Annotated in this window: 18 protein-coding genes; 7 read left to right on the forward strand and 11 right to left on the reverse strand. The window is 70.9% G+C overall.

Annotation, left to right across the window (positions count from 1 at the left end; all coding sequences use genetic code 11):
- The 8 genes from metG to G7A99_RS10650 all read right to left on the reverse strand — a co-directional run.
- A partial coding sequence (metG, locus tag G7A99_RS10615; protein WP_163140064.1) for a methionine--tRNA ligase occupies positions 1–1800 on the reverse strand: 1800 nt, incomplete at its 3' end.
- 300 nt (positions 1801–2100) lie between these two features.
- Entirely contained in the window at positions 2101–2904 is an 804-nt protein-coding gene (locus tag G7A99_RS10620; RefSeq protein ID WP_018719298.1) for an alpha/beta fold hydrolase, read from the reverse strand.
- A 6-nt stretch (positions 2905–2910) separates the two neighbouring features.
- Positions 2911–3555 (reverse strand): glutathione S-transferase family protein, encoded by a 645-nt coding sequence (locus G7A99_RS10625; RefSeq protein ID WP_018719299.1) that lies wholly within the window; start codon positions 3553–3555, stop codon positions 2911–2913.
- The gene (locus tag G7A99_RS10630; protein WP_018719300.1) at positions 3552–4004 is read right to left on the reverse strand and encodes a PaaI family thioesterase; all 453 of its coding nucleotides are present in this window, start codon (positions 4002–4004) and stop codon (positions 3552–3554) included. The genes G7A99_RS10625 and G7A99_RS10630 overlap by 4 nt, the downstream gene beginning before the upstream one ends.
- 85 nt (positions 4005–4089) lie before the next feature.
- Positions 4090–4614 carry a shikimate kinase gene (locus tag G7A99_RS10635; protein WP_163140066.1) on the reverse strand — a complete coding sequence of 175 codons (525 nt, stop codon included), beginning with the start codon at positions 4612–4614 and terminating at the stop codon, positions 4090–4092.
- On the reverse strand, positions 4611–5126 hold the full coding sequence (locus G7A99_RS10640) for a GNAT family N-acetyltransferase (protein ID WP_163140068.1): 516 nt from the start codon (positions 5124–5126) through the stop codon (positions 4611–4613). The genes G7A99_RS10635 and G7A99_RS10640 overlap by 4 nt, the downstream gene beginning before the upstream one ends.
- 131 nt (positions 5127–5257) lie before the next feature.
- On the reverse strand, positions 5258–6748 hold the full coding sequence (locus tag G7A99_RS10645; RefSeq protein ID WP_163140070.1) for a RimK family protein: 1491 nt from the start codon (positions 6746–6748) through the stop codon (positions 5258–5260).
- Positions 6745–7872: a peptidase C39 family protein gene (locus G7A99_RS10650; RefSeq protein ID WP_163140073.1), complete on the reverse strand. Its 1128-nt coding sequence runs from the start codon at positions 7870–7872 to the stop codon at positions 6745–6747. The genes G7A99_RS10645 and G7A99_RS10650 overlap by 4 nt, the downstream gene beginning before the upstream one ends.
- Before the next feature lie 131 nt (positions 7873–8003).
- Here G7A99_RS10650 and apbC point away from each other — a divergent pair, with 131 nt between their 5' ends.
- Both apbC and dcd read left to right on the forward strand, forming a co-directional pair.
- Positions 8004–9095 carry an iron-sulfur cluster carrier protein ApbC gene (apbC, locus tag G7A99_RS10655; protein WP_163140075.1) on the forward strand — a complete coding sequence of 364 codons (1092 nt, stop codon included), beginning with the start codon at positions 8004–8006 and terminating at the stop codon, positions 9093–9095.
- 56 nt (positions 9096–9151) lie between these two features.
- Positions 9152–9721, forward strand: a complete 570-nt coding sequence (gene dcd / locus G7A99_RS10660; protein WP_163140077.1) for a dCTP deaminase — start codon at positions 9152–9154, stop codon at positions 9719–9721.
- Positions 9722–9728: 7 nt separating this feature from the next.
- On the opposite strand, the gene G7A99_RS10665 is transcribed toward dcd, so the two are convergent.
- Genes G7A99_RS10665 through purM form a run of 3 tightly spaced genes read right to left on the reverse strand, consistent with a single transcriptional unit; the run spans position 9729 to position 12210 of the window.
- Complete coding sequence (locus G7A99_RS10665) at positions 9729–10484, reverse strand: DUF3108 domain-containing protein (RefSeq protein WP_018719307.1); 756 nt, start codon at positions 10482–10484, stop codon at positions 9729–9731.
- A complete protein-coding gene (gene purN / locus G7A99_RS10670) occupies positions 10481–11149 on the reverse strand; it encodes a phosphoribosylglycinamide formyltransferase (protein WP_018719308.1) in 669 nt (222 codons plus the stop codon). Before purN ends, G7A99_RS10665 begins: the two co-directional genes overlap by 4 nt.
- Positions 11146–12210, reverse strand: a complete 1065-nt coding sequence (gene purM, locus G7A99_RS10675; RefSeq protein WP_163140079.1) for a phosphoribosylformylglycinamidine cyclo-ligase — start codon at positions 12208–12210, stop codon at positions 11146–11148. Before purM ends, purN begins: the two co-directional genes overlap by 4 nt.
- A 180-nt stretch (positions 12211–12390) precedes the next feature.
- Between purM and G7A99_RS10680 the strand changes: the two genes are divergently transcribed.
- From G7A99_RS10680 to G7A99_RS10700, 5 genes are all read left to right on the forward strand, one after another.
- Positions 12391–13434: a DUF2066 domain-containing protein gene (locus G7A99_RS10680; RefSeq protein WP_163140081.1), complete on the forward strand. Its 1044-nt coding sequence runs from the start codon at positions 12391–12393 to the stop codon at positions 13432–13434.
- A complete protein-coding gene (gene hda, locus G7A99_RS10685) occupies positions 13431–14171 on the forward strand; it encodes a DnaA regulatory inactivator Hda (protein ID WP_018719311.1) in 741 nt (246 codons plus the stop codon). The genes G7A99_RS10680 and hda overlap by 4 nt, the downstream gene beginning before the upstream one ends.
- Positions 14172–14755: 584 nt before the next feature.
- Positions 14756–15586 carry a DUF4123 domain-containing protein gene (locus G7A99_RS10690; RefSeq protein ID WP_163140083.1) on the forward strand — a complete coding sequence of 277 codons (831 nt, stop codon included), beginning with the start codon at positions 14756–14758 and terminating at the stop codon, positions 15584–15586.
- The gene (locus tag G7A99_RS10695) at positions 15583–16365 is read left to right on the forward strand and encodes a DUF3304 domain-containing protein (RefSeq protein ID WP_163140085.1); all 783 of its coding nucleotides are present in this window, start codon (positions 15583–15585) and stop codon (positions 16363–16365) included. Before G7A99_RS10690 ends, G7A99_RS10695 begins: the two co-directional genes overlap by 4 nt.
- On the forward strand, positions 16362–16870 hold a 509-nt coding region (locus G7A99_RS10700), incomplete at its 3' end, for a DUF2235 domain-containing protein (RefSeq protein WP_163140087.1). The genes G7A99_RS10695 and G7A99_RS10700, both read left to right, overlap by 4 nt.

Raw genomic sequence — 16870 nt, forward strand, 5'->3', positions numbered from 1 at the left:
GGTCAGGCGCAGGAGCTTGTCGGCGCCGTCCACGTGCTCGGCGTTGACGATCTCCGCGACGCGCAGGTCCACCCCGGAGAAGGTGTCGAAGTCGATCTGTTCGGCGATGGGCTCGCCCGGGGCCTGCGCCGGCGCTGGCTTGGTCTGCCCCCTGGGCGCGAGGCTCTCGCGGGATTCGTCGATCATCGCCTGGATGCGGTCGGGATCGACCCGGGTCATCAGCGGCTTGAACCGGTTGATGGTGTGCCCGAGCAGCGGCTGGCGCGCGTCCGCCCAGCGCTGGGGCTCCAGGGCGAGGAACGCCTCCGCGTCCGCGGCCATCTTCGGCAGCACTGCCTTGAGGTAGATGGTGAGCACGCGGAAGAGGTTAATCCCCTGGGTGCAGATCGCCTGCAGCCGGGCCTCGTCCTCGCCGGACTTGGCGATGACCCAGGGCTTCTGCTCGTCGATGTACTGGTTGGCCTCGTCGGCGAGGGCCATGATCTCGCGCACCGCCCGGGAGAACTCCCGGCGCTCGTAGAGCTCGGCGATCTGCTCGCCGGCCTGGGTGAACTTGCGGAACAGCTCCGGCGCGTCGAGGGTGTCGGCGAGGCGGCCGTCGAAGCGCTTGGTGATGAAGCCCGCGCAGCGGCTGGCGATGTTCACCAGCTTGCCGACCAGGTCGGCGTTCACGCGCTGGGCGAAGTCGTCCAGGTTGAGGTCCAGGTCGTGGACGCTGCCGCCGAGCTTTGCCGCGAAGTAGTAGCGCAGGTACTCCGGGTTGAGGTGGCGGAGGTAGGTGTCCGCCATGATGAATGTGCCCCGGGACTTGGACATCTTCTGCCCGTCCACGGTGAGGAAGCCGTGGGCGGTCACCATGGTCGGCTTGCGGAACCCCGCGCCGTGGAGCATCGCCGGCCAGAACAGGGCGTGGAAGTAGAGGATGTCCTTGCCGATGAAGTGGTAGAGCTCGGCCTCGGAGTCCGCCTTCCAGAAGCTGTCGAAGTCCAGCCCGCGCCGCTCGCAGAGGTTCTGGAAGCTCGCCATGTAGCCGATCGGCGCGTCGAGCCAGACGTAGAAGTACTTGCCCGGCGCGTCCGGGATCTCGAAGCCGAAGTAGGGCTCGTCCCGGGAGATGTCCCAGGCGCGCAGGCCCTCGTCGAACCACTCCTGGAGCTTGTTGGCCATCTCCTCCTGGAGCCGGCCGGCGGAGGCCCACTCCCGGAGCATTTCCTCGAAGTCCTGCAGCCGGAAGAAGTAGTGCTCGGACTCGCGCTCCACCGGGCGCTCGCCGGAGATCACCGAGACCGGATCGCGCAGCTCGTCCGGCGAGTAGCTCGCCCCGCAGACCTCGCAGTTGTCGCCATACTGGTCCTCGGCACCGCAGCGCGGGCAGGTGCCCTTGATGTAGCGGTCCGGCAGGAACATCCCCTCCTTGGGGTCGTAGGCCTGGGTGATGGTCTGGCGCTCGATGTGGCCGGCGTCGCGCAGCCGGGTGTAGATCAGCTCGGAGAACTGGCGGTTCTCCTCGCTGTGGGTCGAATAGTAGTTGTCGAAGGCTACCCCGAAGCCGGCGAAGTCCCGCTGGTGCTCCGCGCTCATGCGCTCGATCAGCGTCTCCGGCGTCACTCCCTGCTCGCGGGCCTTGAGCATGATCGGGGTGCCGTGGGCGTCGTCGGCGCAGACGTAGTAGCACTCGTTGCCCTGCAGCTTCTGGAAGCGCACCCAGATGTCGGTCTGGATGTACTCCACCAGGTGGCCGAGGTGGATCGGCCCGTTGGCGTACGGCAGGGCGCTGGTGACGAGGATCTTTCGCGTCATAGGGGGCGTGTTCGCTGACTTCGACAGGAACACCGCATTATGCCAGATGCCGCGGTGGGCATGTTACTGGACGGGAGTGCGCCGGCCATTCTCAGTGTGCAAAGCGCGCCGGTTCGACGACGGTCCAGGGCCAGCGTCGCCCCGTTCCCGAGTGCGGTGTCGCCCCGGCCGTGCATGCGTGCCCGCGACCGGCGGAGGCGTCAGCCCGGTCGGGTAGGTCGTGCGCCGTAGGCGTGCGACGTCCCCGGTGGTGACCCGGTGGGCGTTGCGAAGCCCCGTCGCACACGGCCGGCGGAGGCGTCAGCGCGGACCGGGGATATCGTGGCGGTTCAGGAACGCCTCGATCTCCGCGATCACGGTCTCGGGCGCCTCCCGGTAGGGGGTATGGCCGCAGCCGGGGAGCAAGGCCTGTTCGGCGGGGCCGCTGCAGGCCGCGGCGATGCGACGGACCTGCTCGGAGGTGCCGTACTCGTCGTCCGCTCCCTGCATCACCAGTGTGGGGGCGTGGATGCCCGCAAGGTCGGCCTCGATATTCCAGTCCCGGAAGTCCGGCGCCTGCCAGGTCTGCGTCCACGCGCGGAATATCGTCTCGGTCTTGTCCCCGTGATAGCGCGCGAGCTTCGCCGGCAGGTCGGTCTCGGCGAAGGCGCGTTCGGCGGCGGCGATGCCGGCGAGGGTGTGAGGCTCGACGAAGGCGTGGGCCGCCATGGTCACGCAGGCGCGGACCGGGTGCCGGGCCGCGTACAGCAGGGCGACGCTGCCTCCGTCGCTGTGGCTGACCAGGATGACGTCCGACAGGCCGGCGGCGTCCAGTGCCGCCGGCATCCAGTCGTGGGCCTCGTGGTGCAGGTAGGCCGGCGTGCGGGTGTAGTCGAGGGGATCGGAGCCGCCGTAGCCGAGGCGGTCCCAGGCGAAGGCGTCCAGCCCCAGCGTCTGTCCCAGGCGTGCCGGGAAGTCCCGCCAGAACTCGATGCAGCCGAGCCCCTCGTGGAGGAAGACCAGCACCGGACGCCCGGGCTGCCAGCGTCCGTCACGGCGCCAGGCTGCCGCGCGCAGGCGATGGCCGAGGACATCGAGGTGGAAGTATTCCGGCGTCGCGGCCATCGTCGCCTAGCCCTCCTGCTGCCGGCTCTCCAGGGCCGACTGCTCCCGTGCCCGGGCCCGCGCCAACGCCGGCCGGCCGAGCTGGTGCTCGGCATAGGCCGCGAGGGCGGGCTGTTCCATCGGTGCCTTCGCCGCCCGGGCCCAGGCCAGGGTGTGCGCGGCGAGGATGTCGGCGATGCTGAACCGTCCGCCCACCAGGTGGTCGCGGCCGTCCAGGGCGTCGGCGAGCAGGTCCGCTGCCATCGTGAATTCCCGGCGTGCCGTGGGGATGACGTCCGGCACCCGCAGTTTCTCCGGCAGGGCGAAGCGATGCTTGGCCATGGTCCACAGCGGCTGCTCCAGCTCCGTGGCGATGAAGAACAGCCAGCGCATCAGCTCGGTGCGCCCCTGCGGGTCCGTGGGGGCGAGCCCGGCGTCGGGGTAGGTTTCCGCCACCCACAGGCAGATCGCCGGCGACTCGGTCAGCAGCGCGTCGCCGGTACGGAGGGCCGGGAGCTTGCCCGCGGGGTTGAGCGCACGGAAGCGCTCGCCGCGGTGCTCGCCACGGCCCAGGTCGACCAGGGTGTAGTCGTACGCCGCGCCGGCCTCCTCCAGGGCCCAGACCACGCGGGTGCTGCGGCTGTTCGGGTAGCCGAACACCTCGATCGTCATCGCGTCTCCTCCGTTCCGGTGGGTACGGCCATTACCGAGAGTGTCACCGTGGCCTTGGCCACGAGTCGTTCGTCGCCCGCCGGGGCCGCGCAGTGGACCTCCGATTCGGCCACGATCAGCGTGCGTCCCGGCTTGAGCACCGTGGCCACGCAGCGCAGGGTCTCGCCCCGCGCGGCGCGCAGCAGGTTGATCTTGAACTCGGCGGTGAGCACCCGGAAACCGGGCGCGAGCAGCGTGCCGGCGGCGGCCCCGGCCGTGTGGTCCGCCATGGCGGCCTGGACACCGGCGTGGACGAATCCGTCCTGCTGCAGGTGGCGTTCGCCGAGGCGGATGCGGCTCTCGCAGCGGCCGGCGGCGATGTCCACGGCTTCCAGACCCAGGGTGCGGGCGAACGGCGCCTCATCGAAGATCCGCGCCGTCTCCTCGCGGTTGTATGTCTGCTCGTCCACGTGCCGGTCACCTCGCTGCCGTCACTGCCGGGGAGTGCAGAGCATAGCCGGATGACGTCGCGGCAGGGCAAGCCCGCCGGGGGTGTTAGTCGGGCGCGCCGCGCGCGGCGAGCCCTGATGCCACCTGTTCCATGCACTCGTGCTGACCGAGGCCCGTGCAGTCCACGCAGAGGTCGGCGGCGGCGCGGTAGAGCGGCACCCGCTCGTCGTAGACCGCGCGCAGGCTCTGGGCCGGATCGCGGGCGATGCCCCGGCTGTCCAGATTGTGGATGCGCCGCTCGATCTCCGGCCAGGGTACGGACAGGTAGACGATGACCCCGCTGCGGCGCAGGTGTGTCATGGCGCTGTCGCTGTAGACCGCGCTGCCCCCGGTGGCGATGACGTGATCATGCACCTCGAGCCCGGCGAGGGTATCGCCCTCGATGCGGCGCAGATCGGCGGCGCCGCCGGCGTCCACGATCGCCTGCAGGGAGCGGCCCTCGCGCTGCTGGATGAGCACGTCGGTATCGACGAAGGCCTTGCCCAGGCGCTTGGCCAGGAGCACGCCCACGGTGCTCTTGCCGGCGCCGGGCATGCCGATGAGCACGACGTTGTCGCGTGTCCCGGTCACGGCGCCTCCACGGCGGCGAGCCCGCGCAGGGCGTCGCCGGTGAGGCGGTAGCCGACCCACTCATCCTGGGCGCGGGCGCCGAGGCGCTCGTAGAAGCCGATGGCCGGGGCGTTCCAGTCCAGCACCGACCACTCCAGCCGGCCGCAGCCGCGCGCCACCGCCAGCCGGGCGAGGGCGGTGAGCAGGGCCTGGCCGATGCCGTGGCCGCGGGCCACGGGGCGTACGTAGAGGTCCTCCAGGTAGATCCCCGGGGCGGCGAGGAAGGTGCTGTAGTTGTGGAAGAACAGTGCGAAGCCGACGGCCTCGCCATCGAGCTCGGCGATGATGACCTCGGCGTACGGGTGATCGCCGAACAGCGTGTCCATGAGCCGGGATTCGTCGGCCACGACCTCGTGGCTGAGGCGCTCGTAGTCCGCGAGCTCGCGGATGAACGCGAGGATGGTGGGGCAGTCCCCGGGGCCGGCGAAGCGCAGGGCGAGTGCCGGCGTGTCGGTGGCGAGTGCGTTGTCCATGTCGGTCCGTCGTCCGCTGCGGGTGGGTGGTGTCCGGGTATCGGCCGTCCGCGCGGGGGCACCCTCTGCAACGGCACCATCGCGCACGACATCCGCGGCCCCGCAGTCTACTACGCCGCGGCCCCTGCGGGTCAGGCCGGGCCGCGGTGGCGTGCCTCCAGTCGGCGGATGAACGACTCCAGCACCCGGCGGTAGAGGGTGTCGCCGAGGCAGGCGTCCTCCACCCCGGCGTCCAGGTTGGGGTTGTCGTTGACCTCGATGACCAGCGCACGCCGGCCGGCCTGCTTGACGTCCACGCCGTAGAGCCCCCGGCCGATGAGGTTGGCGGCGCGCACCGCCAGGTGCACCACCTGCTGCGGTGCCTCCGCCACCGGGAAGGTCCGTGCGTCGCCCTCGTCCACGGTGCCGCCCGGGCCGTGGCGCACGATCTGCCAGTGGCCCCGGGGGAAGAAGTACTGGCAGGCGAAGATCGCCTCGCCGTCGAGCACGCCGATGCGCCAGTCGAAGTCGCTGACCACGAACTGCTGGGCGATGATCAGATCCGAGTGTGCGAACAGCCCCGCCGCCGCGTCGCTCAGTGTCTCCGGCGCGGCGACCCGGACCACGCCGCGGGAGAACGAGCCGTCCGGGATCTTGAGCACCAGCGGGAAGCCCAGCGCGTCGCCGGCGGCGGCCAGGTCGTCGCGCCGGCCGCGGTGGAGGATGCGTCCGGCGGGCCGCGGGATGCCGTGGGTCTCCAGCAGGTCCGCGAGATAGACCTTGTTGGTGCAGCGCAGGATGGAGGCCGCGTCGTCGATCACGGGCATGCCCTCCGCCTCGGCGCGCTTGGCGAAGCGGTACGTGTGATCCGATACCGCGGTGGTCTCGCGGATGAACAGCGCGTCGTATTCCGCCAGCCGGCCGTAGTCCCGGCGGGTGATGAGGTCCACGGTCACGCCGAGACCCCGGCCCACGCGCTGGAAGTGGCGCAGGGCGCGGGCGTTCGACGGGGGCAGGCGCTCGTCCGGGTCGTGGAGGATGGCCAGGTCATAGCGCGGCGTGCGCCGGTGCCGCGGCCGCCGCCAGACGTGATGGCTGAAGCGCTCCAGCGCTGCCGCGAAGGCCGTTTCCTGGGCGTCGTCCAGGCGGTTCAGGGACAGGGTGCGCAGCCGTGCGATACGCCAGCGCCCGTCCTGGCGATGCAGCTCCAGGTGCAGCAGCGGCGCGGCGAAGGTCTCGAAGACCTGGCGGGCGAGCTCGCGGAAGCGCGGGTCGGAGGCGGTGCCGAAGAATACGTCCACCTTTATCGGGCCGTCCCCGTCGCCGCTCTCCGCCGTCAGCGGTCCGCGCAGGCGCTCGTCCAGCACCGCGGTGTCGAGGCTGTAGATCGCGCGACGGGAGAGATCGCTGATGGTGCGCACGCTGGGGATCACGCGGTGGCCGCGGGCCTCGGCGAGCAGCGAGCAGTAGTAGCCGGTGGAGAGGTAGCGGTAGCCGCGGCAGAGATTGATCACCCGCGTGCCGGGGCCGGCGCCCCGGCAGGCCGGGTCGAAGAGGTAGTCGTCGGCGGTGATCACCTCGCTGGTGGCGGCGTAGGGCGCCCAGTCGCGGCGGTGCTCGACGACGATGAGGGTGCGGGTCACGGTGCCGCCTCCCGCAGGGCCCCGGCAGCGATCACCACCGCCGCACGTTGGCCGCCCCGGCCATAGCGTGCCATGCGCTCGAAGTCGCCGCGCAGTACCGGCAGGTTGATGCAGTCCGTGGCGGTGCGGCCGTCCGCGACGTCGATCCACGGGTCGTTGAGGTAGACATAGCGGGCGTCCGTGCCGGTGACCACGACCCAGTGCGGCGCCCGCTCGCCGTAGAAGCGGTAGAGGCTGATCAGCACCAGCGCCAGCGCGCCGCCGGTGAGCGCCGTGTCCAGGCCCGCGAGGTCCAGGCCGCCGGGGTGCACGGGGATGCCGGCGTCGGCGGCCTCGGCCACGAAGTCCTCGTGCACCAGGCGCAGCACCTCGCGCTTGGCCGGGGTGCGCACGGACTCGACGAACAGCGGCCCGGTGGTGCTGACGTGCACCGCCGCCGCGAACCCGCGCCGGTGGGCGGCCAGGGCCAGGCCGTAGGGGCCGCAGCCGCCGTGGCCGGAGGTCATGAAGATGGTGGTCGCCTCGCGCCAGAGCCGCAGCTCCAGGCGCCGCCCGGGGACGAGGGTCGGGCGGAGCGCGTGCATGGCCATGATCAGCGCGGCCGGCCCGCAGGTGAACTCCAGGGTCTGGGCATAATAGGGCACGGACCGCGGCGGTCGGGCCGTGCTGTCGGTGAGCCGGCGCTCGTAGCGCAGGGCCGGGGCGTGGTCCTCGTAATAGTCCGGCAGCACACCGAAGCGGCGGTAGCCGAGATGCTCGAACAGTGTCCGCGAGGCGGTGTTGTCGGGCCGGATCTCCAGGCGCAGGGCGGCGCAGCCGGCGTCCAGCGCGGCCGCCTCCGCGCCGGCCACCAGCCGCCGGCCGAGGCCCTGGCCGTGGTGGCCGGGGGCCACTGCAATGGAGTACAGCCGGGCGAGCGATGTGCCGCGGCGGTAGAGCACGGCGGCGTAGCCGGCCACCCCGGTACCCGTGACCGCCACCAGGACATCCGCGTGCGCGCGGGTGAGCAGGTGGCGGAGGCTGCGGCGGCTGAGGCGGTCGCCGGTGAACGCGGCGGTCTCGATACGCTCCAGTGCAGCGAGGTCCGGTGTCTCGGCGGTGCGCAGCTCGAAGGGCTCAGGCATGGCGACATCCCTGTTTTGCCGGAGTCTAGCAGCCTGCCGGACCCGGATGGGCTCGCGCGGGGCTTTCGCCCTGCCCGGGGCGGCGGATGTAGAATCCCCGCCATCAGCGGAATCGACAATGGAGCGGGATCATGGCGGAACTGACACGCGAGGCGCTGGAGGCGGCGCTCGGCGGGTGGACGGAGCCCAACCTCGGCACGGACCTGGTGAGCGCCGGCGCGCTGGCCGGCCTGGAGGTGGACGGAGACGCGGTGAACGTCACCCTGCGGCTGGGTTTCCCCGCCGCGCACTACCGCGAGGCGCTGACCGCCTCCGTCACCCGGGTGCTGGAGCAGGCGGGGGCGTCGCGGGTCACCGTGACCGTGGACTGGTCCGTGTCCCCGCGCCAGGTGCAGGCCTCGCTCGAGCCCATGGAGGGGGTGAAGAACATCATCGCCGTCGCCTCCGCCAAGGGCGGCGTGGGCAAGTCCACCACGGCGGCGAACCTGGCCCTGGCGCTGGCGGAGGAGGGCGCCAAGGTCGGGCTGCTCGATGCCGACATCTACGGCCCGAGCCAGCCGCGGATGATGGGGCTCGACGGCCGCCGCCCCGAGAGCCCGGACAACAAGTCGATCCTCCCGCTCATGGCCCACGGCGTCGCGGTCATGTCCATCGGCGTGCTGGTCAAGCAGGAGGACGCCATGGTCTGGCGCGGGCCGATGGTCACCCAGGCCCTCACCCAGCTGCTCAACGACACCCGCTGGGGCGATCTGGATTACCTGCTCATCGACCTGCCGCCGGGGACCGGCGACATCCAGCTCACCCTCGCCCAGCGCGTGCCGGTGGCCGGTGCGGTGATCGTGACCACGCCCCAGGAGATCGCCACCCTCGATGCGCGCCGCGGCATCCGCATGTTCCAGAAGGTGAAGGTGCCGGTGCTCGGCGTGGTGGAGAACATGGCGCTGCACGTGTGCTCGCACTGCGGCCACGAGGAGCACATCTTCGGCGCCGGCGGCGGCGAGCAGCTGGCATCCTCCGAGGGCGTTCCGCTGCTGGGCTCGCTGCCGCTGTCCATCGGCATCCGCGAGCAGACCGATGCCGGGCGGCCGACGGTGGCCGCCGACCCGAACGGCCGCGAGGCGGCGCTCTATCGCGAGGCCGCGCTGGCGACCGCGGCGCGCCTGTCGCGCCAGGCCGCCGCCGGGGCGAGCCGCTTCCCGGACATCCGGGTGGACGATGACTGAGCGCCGGGCGAGAATAGCCGGCTATTTTGGTGGCTGCTGACGGGAGCGTTGCGCCCATGTCGATCAAGTCCGACAAGTGGATCCGGCGCATGGCCGAGGAGTCCGGGATGATCGAGCCTTTCGAGCCCGGTCAGGTGCGCGTCGGTGCGGACGGCGGGCGCATGATCTCCTACGGCACGTCGAGCTATGGCTACGACGTGCGCTGCGCCAACGAGTTCAAGGTGTTCACCAATATCAACTCGGCGATGGTGGACCCGAAGGCTTTCGACGAGGCGAGCTTCGTCGACATGTGCGCGGAAGTGTGCATCATCCCGCCGAACTCCTTCGCCCTGGCGCGCACCATCGAGTACTTCCGCATCCCGCGCAACGTGCTCACGATCTGCCTGGGCAAGTCCACCTACGCGCGCTGCGGGATCATCGTCAACGTCACGCCCCTGGAGCCGGAGTGGGAGGGGCACGTGACCCTGGAGTTCTCCAACACCACCAACCTGCCCGCGAAGATCTACGCCAACGAGGGCGTGGCGCAGATGCTGTTCCTGGAGTCGGACGAGGTCTGCGAGTTCTCCTACAAGGACCGCGAGGGCAAGTACATGGGCCAGCGCGGGGTCACGCTGCCGCGGCCGTGACGCCGCCTCAGTCGGCGGGCAGGCCCTCGACACCGGTGAGCACGAGCTCGAAGGTGCCGTCGTCCGCTTCCCACTGCTCCACCTTCACTGCCAGGTAGGCCAGCGCCGGGGCGCACCACAGCCGCGTCTCGCGCTCGCCCTCGTCGTCCCGGCGGACGACCTTCACCGTCTCGAAACGCCCGGCCGGGGTGTCCACGGTTTCCGTGCCCTCGATGGAGACGGTGTAGGTCTTGAGCCGGCCGCCATCAGCGATGCGGTAGGTCAGCCGGCCGGTGTCCGCGCCCCTGGCGGCGAGGTCGTGCATGAGTTGCAGGGGGCTGACCACGCGGTCCAGGGCGTCGTCCGGCACCTCCATGCGCCACGGTGTGTCGCCGACGTCGTTGACCACTGTGCCCGTCGTCCAGTTAAAGCGCAGTTCGGCACGGCGCGCCCGGTCGTCGCCGCTGCGGTCGTAGACGTAGCGTAGCGGGCGGAAGCCGTCGTCGACGATCCGTCCCTCGCTGACCTCGCGCACCGTGACGTCGGTGAACCATCCGGCTATGCCGCTCGGACGCATGAACAGCCGGTAGCGGTAGTGGCCGGGCTGCGGGCGGGAGAAGCTCAGGCTCGCGCTCCCGAGGGTCAGGATGCCCTTGTTGAGTTCGTACTCCGCGTGGAACGGCGGTGGCGGTTCGTAGGAGGCGGCGGCTGAGGGTGCCAGCACGGCCAGCAGCAGCGCCGTCGCCAGTCCCCGCCACCGCAGGCAGGCGCGCAGGGCGTTCACAGCGCGGCCACGTCGGTCGCCGCGTCGATGGCCGGCGGCTTGGCGGCGGGCTCGCCGTCGACGTGGACGCCGTCGTCGTCGAGCCGCACCCGCCCCTCGGCGATCAAGCGTACCGCCAGCGGGTAGATGCGGTGCTCCTGCTCCTGGACCCGGGCCTTGAGTGTCTCCGGGGTGTCGTCCGCGTGTACGGGCACCCGCGCCTGGACGATGACCGGCCCGGCATCGAGCTCCGGGATCACGAAGTGCACGCTGCAGCCGTGGGCCGCCGCGCCATCGGCGATGGCCCGTTCGTGGGTGTGCAGCCCGCGGTAGGCCGGCAGCAGGGACGGGTGGATGTTGATCAGCCGGCCCTGGTAGTGGCGCACGAAGCCGGGGGTGAGGATACGCATGAAGCCGGCGAGCACCACCAGGCCCGGCTCGTGGCGGTCGACGACGCGGACCAGGTCGGCGTCGTAGTGCTCGCGGTCCGGGTAGTCCCGGTGCGGCAGCACCTCCGTGGGGATGCCGGCGGCCCGTGCCCGCTCGAGCCCGCCGGCGTCGGCGCGGTTGCTGATCACCGCGCGGATGCGGATGGGCAGCTCGCCGCGCTGCTGGCCGTCGATGAGGCACTGAAGATTGGTGCCGCTGCCCGAGATGAGGACGACGACGTCGAGTGGCCTGCTCATGTCCCCGCCTCCAGGCGGACCCGCGGGCCGTCGCTCTTGTCCGCGACGACGCCGCCGATACGCCACGCGCGTTCGCCGTGGGCCTGCAGGCAGGCGAGGGCGTCGTCCACAGACGCCTCCGGCACGGCGTAGACCATGCCGATGCCGCAGTTGAACGTGCGGTACATCTCGGCCTCGTCGATGCTGCCGTTGCCCTGGAGCCAATCGAATACCGCCGGCCAGTGCCAGCTGGCGGTGTCCACGCGGGCGGCGGTGCCCTGCGGCAGTACCCGGGGCAGATTCTCCGGCAGGCCGCCGCCGGTGACGTGACAGATGGCGTGCACCGGCACCGCGTCGATCAGCGCCAGGGTGGGGCGCACGTAGATGCGGGTGGGGGCGAGCAGCGCCTCGCCGAGGCTGAGCCCGTCGGCGAACGGCATGTCCAGGCGGGCGCCGGCATGCTCGATCACCCGGCGGACCAGCGAGTAGCCGTTGGAGTGCACGCCGCTGGAGGCCACGCCGATGAGGGCATCCCCCTCGCCGGCACGGTGGCCGTCGATGATGCCCTCGCGCTCGACAATGCCCACGCAGAAGCCGGCGAGGTCGTAGTGGCCGGCGGCATACATGCCCGGCATCTCCGCGGTCTCGCCGCCGATCAGGGCCGCACCCGCCTGGCGGCAGCCCTCGGCGATACCGCGCACCACCTGCTCGGCGACGTCCACGTCCAGGGCACCGGTGGCGTAGTAGTCGAGGAAATACAGCGGCTCGGCCCCGGCGACCACCACGTCGTTCACGCACATCGCGACGAGGTCGATCCCGATGCCGTCGTGGCGGCCGGTCTCGATGGCGAGCTTGAGCTTGGTGCCGACGCCGTCCGTGCCGGAGACCAGCACCGGCCGGCGGTAGCGCTCCACCGGCAGCTCGAACAGCCCGCCGAAGCCGCCGAGCCCGCCGAGCACCTCCGGGCGCTGCGTTGCCGCGACCGCCCCGCTGATGCGCCGCACCAGCTCCGCGCCGGCGTCGATGTCCACGCCGGCGTCGCGATAAGTAAGTCCCTGCCTGCCCTGGGGGTTGTCCGTCACGCTCGTCTCCCGTCGCCTGCCTGCGCTCGCGGGCGTTGCATCATAGCGCGACGCCGGCGGTGCAGGGCCGCCGGTCGTCGCTCCGCGGCGGCCATGATAACTTACCTCGCGACAGTATTTCCGCCGTGCCGGTCCGGACGGTGTGGCGGTGGATCACGGTGCATCACGGATGGAGTGGGCATGAGGCGGACATGGGCGTTGGCCCCGTTGCTGGGCATGATCCTCGTCGGGGCGGCGCTGGCCGCCGGCGTCGCGCGGGCCGCGACGATCGACGCCACGGTGACGGTGCCGCTGGCGGCGCAGGCCGGGGACGGGGGCCGCCAGGCGGCGCGGGAGCAGGCCCTGGGCCGGATAGTGCAGCGCCTCACCGGTGATGCGGCCCGGGCGCCGGCGGCGATCGCCGGCCGCGTGGACGATTACATCACCGCCAGCGCGCTGCGCAGCGAGGCGGGCGGGCAGGCGCTCACCCTCACCTTCGACGTGCCGGCGCTGCGGGAGTCGCTGCGACGGCAGGGGGTGCGTGTGTGGCTGCGCGAACGCCCCGCGGTGGTCATCTGGGCGGGCGTCCAGGACGGCGGTCGCAGCCTCGCCGGCGCGGACGACCCGCGGGCAACGGCCCTGCGCGATGCCGCGAGGGACTACGGGGTCCCGGTGCTGCTGCCGCTGCTCGATCTCACCGACCGCCAGGCGGTGACCTATCAGGACATCGCCGGCGGCTTCAGCGGCCGCGTGGGCGAGGCGACCCGGCGTTACGGCACCTCCCTCGCCCTGGCGGTGGCGCTGCAGGCGCGAAGCGGCGGCTGGAACGGCGCATGGATGCTGGTCCGTGACGGTTCCACCCTTGCCAGCGGGCGTACCAGCGGAGACGATGTCGCGGCGGTGGCCGACGCCGTCTGGGCCCGCGCGGTGGCACAGCTGCGCCCCGATTACACCGTCGCCAGCGGCGAGTCCTCGGCGATTCGCGTGAACGTCACCGGCGTGAACGGCCTTGCCGCTCTGGCCGCGGCCGAGCGGGCCCTCGGCGACAGTGCGGGGGTGGTGGCCGTGCAGCTCAGCGGCATCGAGGGCGACCGCGCGGTCTTCCGCGTGGAGGCCGAGGTCGGCGAGGACCGCCTGCGCGCGGCGCTGGATCGCAGCAGCCTGTGGGCACCGGCATCGCCGGACGGCGGTGGTGCCGAGGCGGGTCTGACCTATCGCTGGAACGCTCGCGGGAGCGGCGGATGACGGGGACGGGCGAGGGCCGCGGCTGGCGGCAGCTTGCACTGGATTTCCGCTGGGACGAGTCCAACGAGCTCGGCGCGTTCGTCCCGGGCCCGAACGCCGAGGCGGTTGCGGCCGTGCGCCGTGCCGCGCTGCGCTCGGGCCAGCCGGTCTACCTGTACGGCCAGCCGGGCACCGGCAAGTCCCACCTGCTCCAGTCGGCCTGTACCCTGGCCACCTCGGCCGGGCGCACGGCGGTCTACCTGCCGCTGGAGGACATGCTGGAGTGGAGTGCCGGGCTGCTCGACGGCCTGGAGAATGTCGGCCTCGTGGCCCTGGACGATCTGCACCTGCTCCACGACCGCCCGGCCTGGCAGGAGGCGCTGTTCTACCTGTTCAATCGCCTGCGTGATGCCGGCGGCCAGCTCATCGTCGCCGCCGACCACCGCCCGGACCGCATCGGCCTGGCCCTGCCCGACCTCATCTCCCGGCTCCAGTGGGGGCTGGTGTTCTGTCTGCGCGAGCTCTCCGACGACGATCGCCTGATCGCCCTCCAGCGCCGGGCCAGCAGCCGCGGCATCGAGCTCCCGGAGGAGACCGCGCGCTACCTGCTGGCCCACTACCCGCGGCGCACCCGTTACCTCTTCGGGTTGCTCGAAGAGCTGGACGTGGCCTCGCTGCAGGCCCACCGCCGCCTCACCATCCCCTTCCTCAAGCGCGTGCTCGGCCCGGCAGACAGCCAGGAGTCGAGTAGTCGGTAGGCATTATCCCCGGCCCGTGAACGGACCATGGTTCGTGTACACCGTCACGCTAGTGGAACATGGAATGTCTCCGGACCTCGGCAACAGGGCGGTACTGCGGTAGGCTTCTGACTCCAGGACCGGGCGTCCCCCGGTCACTAACCCGCCAGGAAGGCGGGGAGCGCTAACGCGCCAATGGACGTTTTCGGCCGCTGACCAGGGAAGGAGGCACATGGCTGACAACCTCTGCACTGAGACCCCACGCGATTATCACGGCCTGACGCCGGTGCGGCACCGGCGGCGGGCACACCCTCATGGAGATGACTTCCGGGTCACGGGAATGGCCGGTCCCGATGGTGATCCGGTATTCGTCTATTTCCCGATCCGATATGTCGTCCCCAGCGCTGCGTCGGTCATGGACCGGCCGTTGTATGACGGGAAGCATTCGTTTGTCACGGCTGCCAGTCGTGACGACAGCGTTTTCTGCACTCTTCCCGCCTGCTCGTCCCACCCTGAGTACCGTGGCTGTCCGGTGTATCCCGGAAATCCCTGGTGTCTTCCTCTCACAACGGTTTCATCTCCCGCCCGTGTCCCGGAGGCCCGTCATGCAACTCATCGATGACTACCCCGAAGGCTGGCTCGACGACACCCGGCAGCTGATCGGGGGCCTCCGGCAGTCGGCGCCCGAAGGGCACGTCCACCTCCTCGTCGACGCCGCCTTCCGCCACGAGCACGTGCTGCCCTGGCTGCGCCGGCACCTGCCCCCCAAGCGCTGGCACGCCGTGTACGCGGACATGCCCGGCCCGGACGGGGCGGCGCTGGCGATCTCCCCCATGGTGATCGAACCGCTCGCCCCCGAACACTGGGAGGCACTGTTCGAGCTGGCCCGCGGGCTGCCGATGCTCACCCTCATCGCCACCCCGGAGTCCGTCACCGGGACCGCACAGCGTCTGGCGCGCTTCAGCATCGTCACCGTCCAGGACACCGCTTACGGGCTGCGGCTGGCGGACACCCGTCTCCTGCCCGCCCTCCTCGCCCTGTTCTCCGGCGAGCAGCACGGCGCCTTCATGGGGCCGGGGACCTGGCACTGCCTCGGTCGCGATGCCCGGTGGCAGCCGCTGCCGCCGGCGCACGAGCCCGCCGCCCCGGCAGAGCGGGTGACGTTCGACGACCAACAGACGGAGGCCCTGCTACGGATCAACGAGGTCGACGCCCTGATCGAGATCCTGCGTGACAGTGCGCCGGCGCTATTCGGCGTCTTCGACTCTCCCTCCCAACGCCACGAGTGGCTGAGTACCGTCCTCGCCCAGGCCCCCGAATCGGTTCGGGACCACGCACGGCGGCTGGACTACTGCCGCCGGATGGCCGGGCGGCAAGGCCTGCTGCCGGCCGCAACCGCCGACGAAACGAAACCGGACACGGACCCGTCAGCATGACGGCACGCCGCTCGCCCCCTCTCATCGTCTGGCCCCTGCTCATGGCCGCCCTGCTCACCGCCTGCGGCGGCGGGGACACCATCGGCGTGTCCGTCTCGGCGGTGAACTACACCGAGCGGGGCATCCGCTACTTCTCCGTGCACCGCCCGGGCGATGCCAAACGCAGCGCCGTGGGCATGAGCATCCGCCCTTACGGCGCCGGCGGCGTGACCTGCTGCGTGCCGCTGCCCAGGCAGTGGCACGAGGGGCTGGAGGTCGTCGTGACCGTGCGTCCCTCACTGGTCGGGGATTCCTACGAGGAGCGCCAGCAGAACTACGTCGAGCGCCGGGACAACGGCACGCTGGACCTCGAGCGTACGGTGGCGGTGCCGCGCTACGGCGACCCCGACAGGGCCACGCTCTGGCTCCAGGCCCTGCCCGGCGGACGCTACGCCGTGGTGGTCAGCGAGGTCGACCCGCCCCACGAGGACTGGCCCGGCGAGATCCGGGGCTGGCCTCAGCCTTCGGATGCCTACCGGCGGAAGCTGATTGACCAGCGACTCGAGGAAATACGAGGCACGCTGGAACGCACCCGAAAGAACCTGGCTTTAGCGAAATCCGGGAATCAGGAAACCTTCGACCGGTACTGGAAAATCGACATGCGGTTAGTCCCTGAAGACCTGGAGGGATACACCGGCCCGGAGGACGTGAAATACAAGAAGTATCTGGTAGATACCCTGGAGAGAGGGATTTCGCACAGTAAAAGGCGAATCAGAAAGTTGCAGGAGGCACGCCCATGAGCGCGAGACTTGCGGAACCCGCCAAGAAAACGTACCAGGAACCGGCGGACAAGGAGACCTTTTTCGGTGATGAGGCCGGCGTGGTTGACCGTGCCGCCATACAGAGGGAACACAGAACAGACCCAAAAAACCCCTGCGACACGAACCTGTTCATCGGCGTGTTCTTCGACGGCACGGGCAACAACTACGCCGGGAGCTTCAACCGCCAGGACCACAGCGAGTCCAACGTCGCCCGCCTCTACAGCGCCTTCCCCGGGCTGAGCGTCCCCGGCGTGCTCCCGCCCCAGACCGACTGGGTCGACCCCGAGGGGCGTTACGACAACTACTTCCGCATCTACGTCCCCGGCGTCGGCACCCCCTTCCCCCAGGTCGGTGACTCCGGCGGGGGATGGATCGACGGCTCGCTCGGCGGCGCCGCCGGTCTCCACGGCCAGGTCCGCCTGCTCTGGGCCCTGGCGCAGGTGATCAACGCCGTGCACCGCTTCTTCACCCGGCGCATGCTCCT

The organism is Arhodomonas sp. KWT, assembly GCF_010993615.1.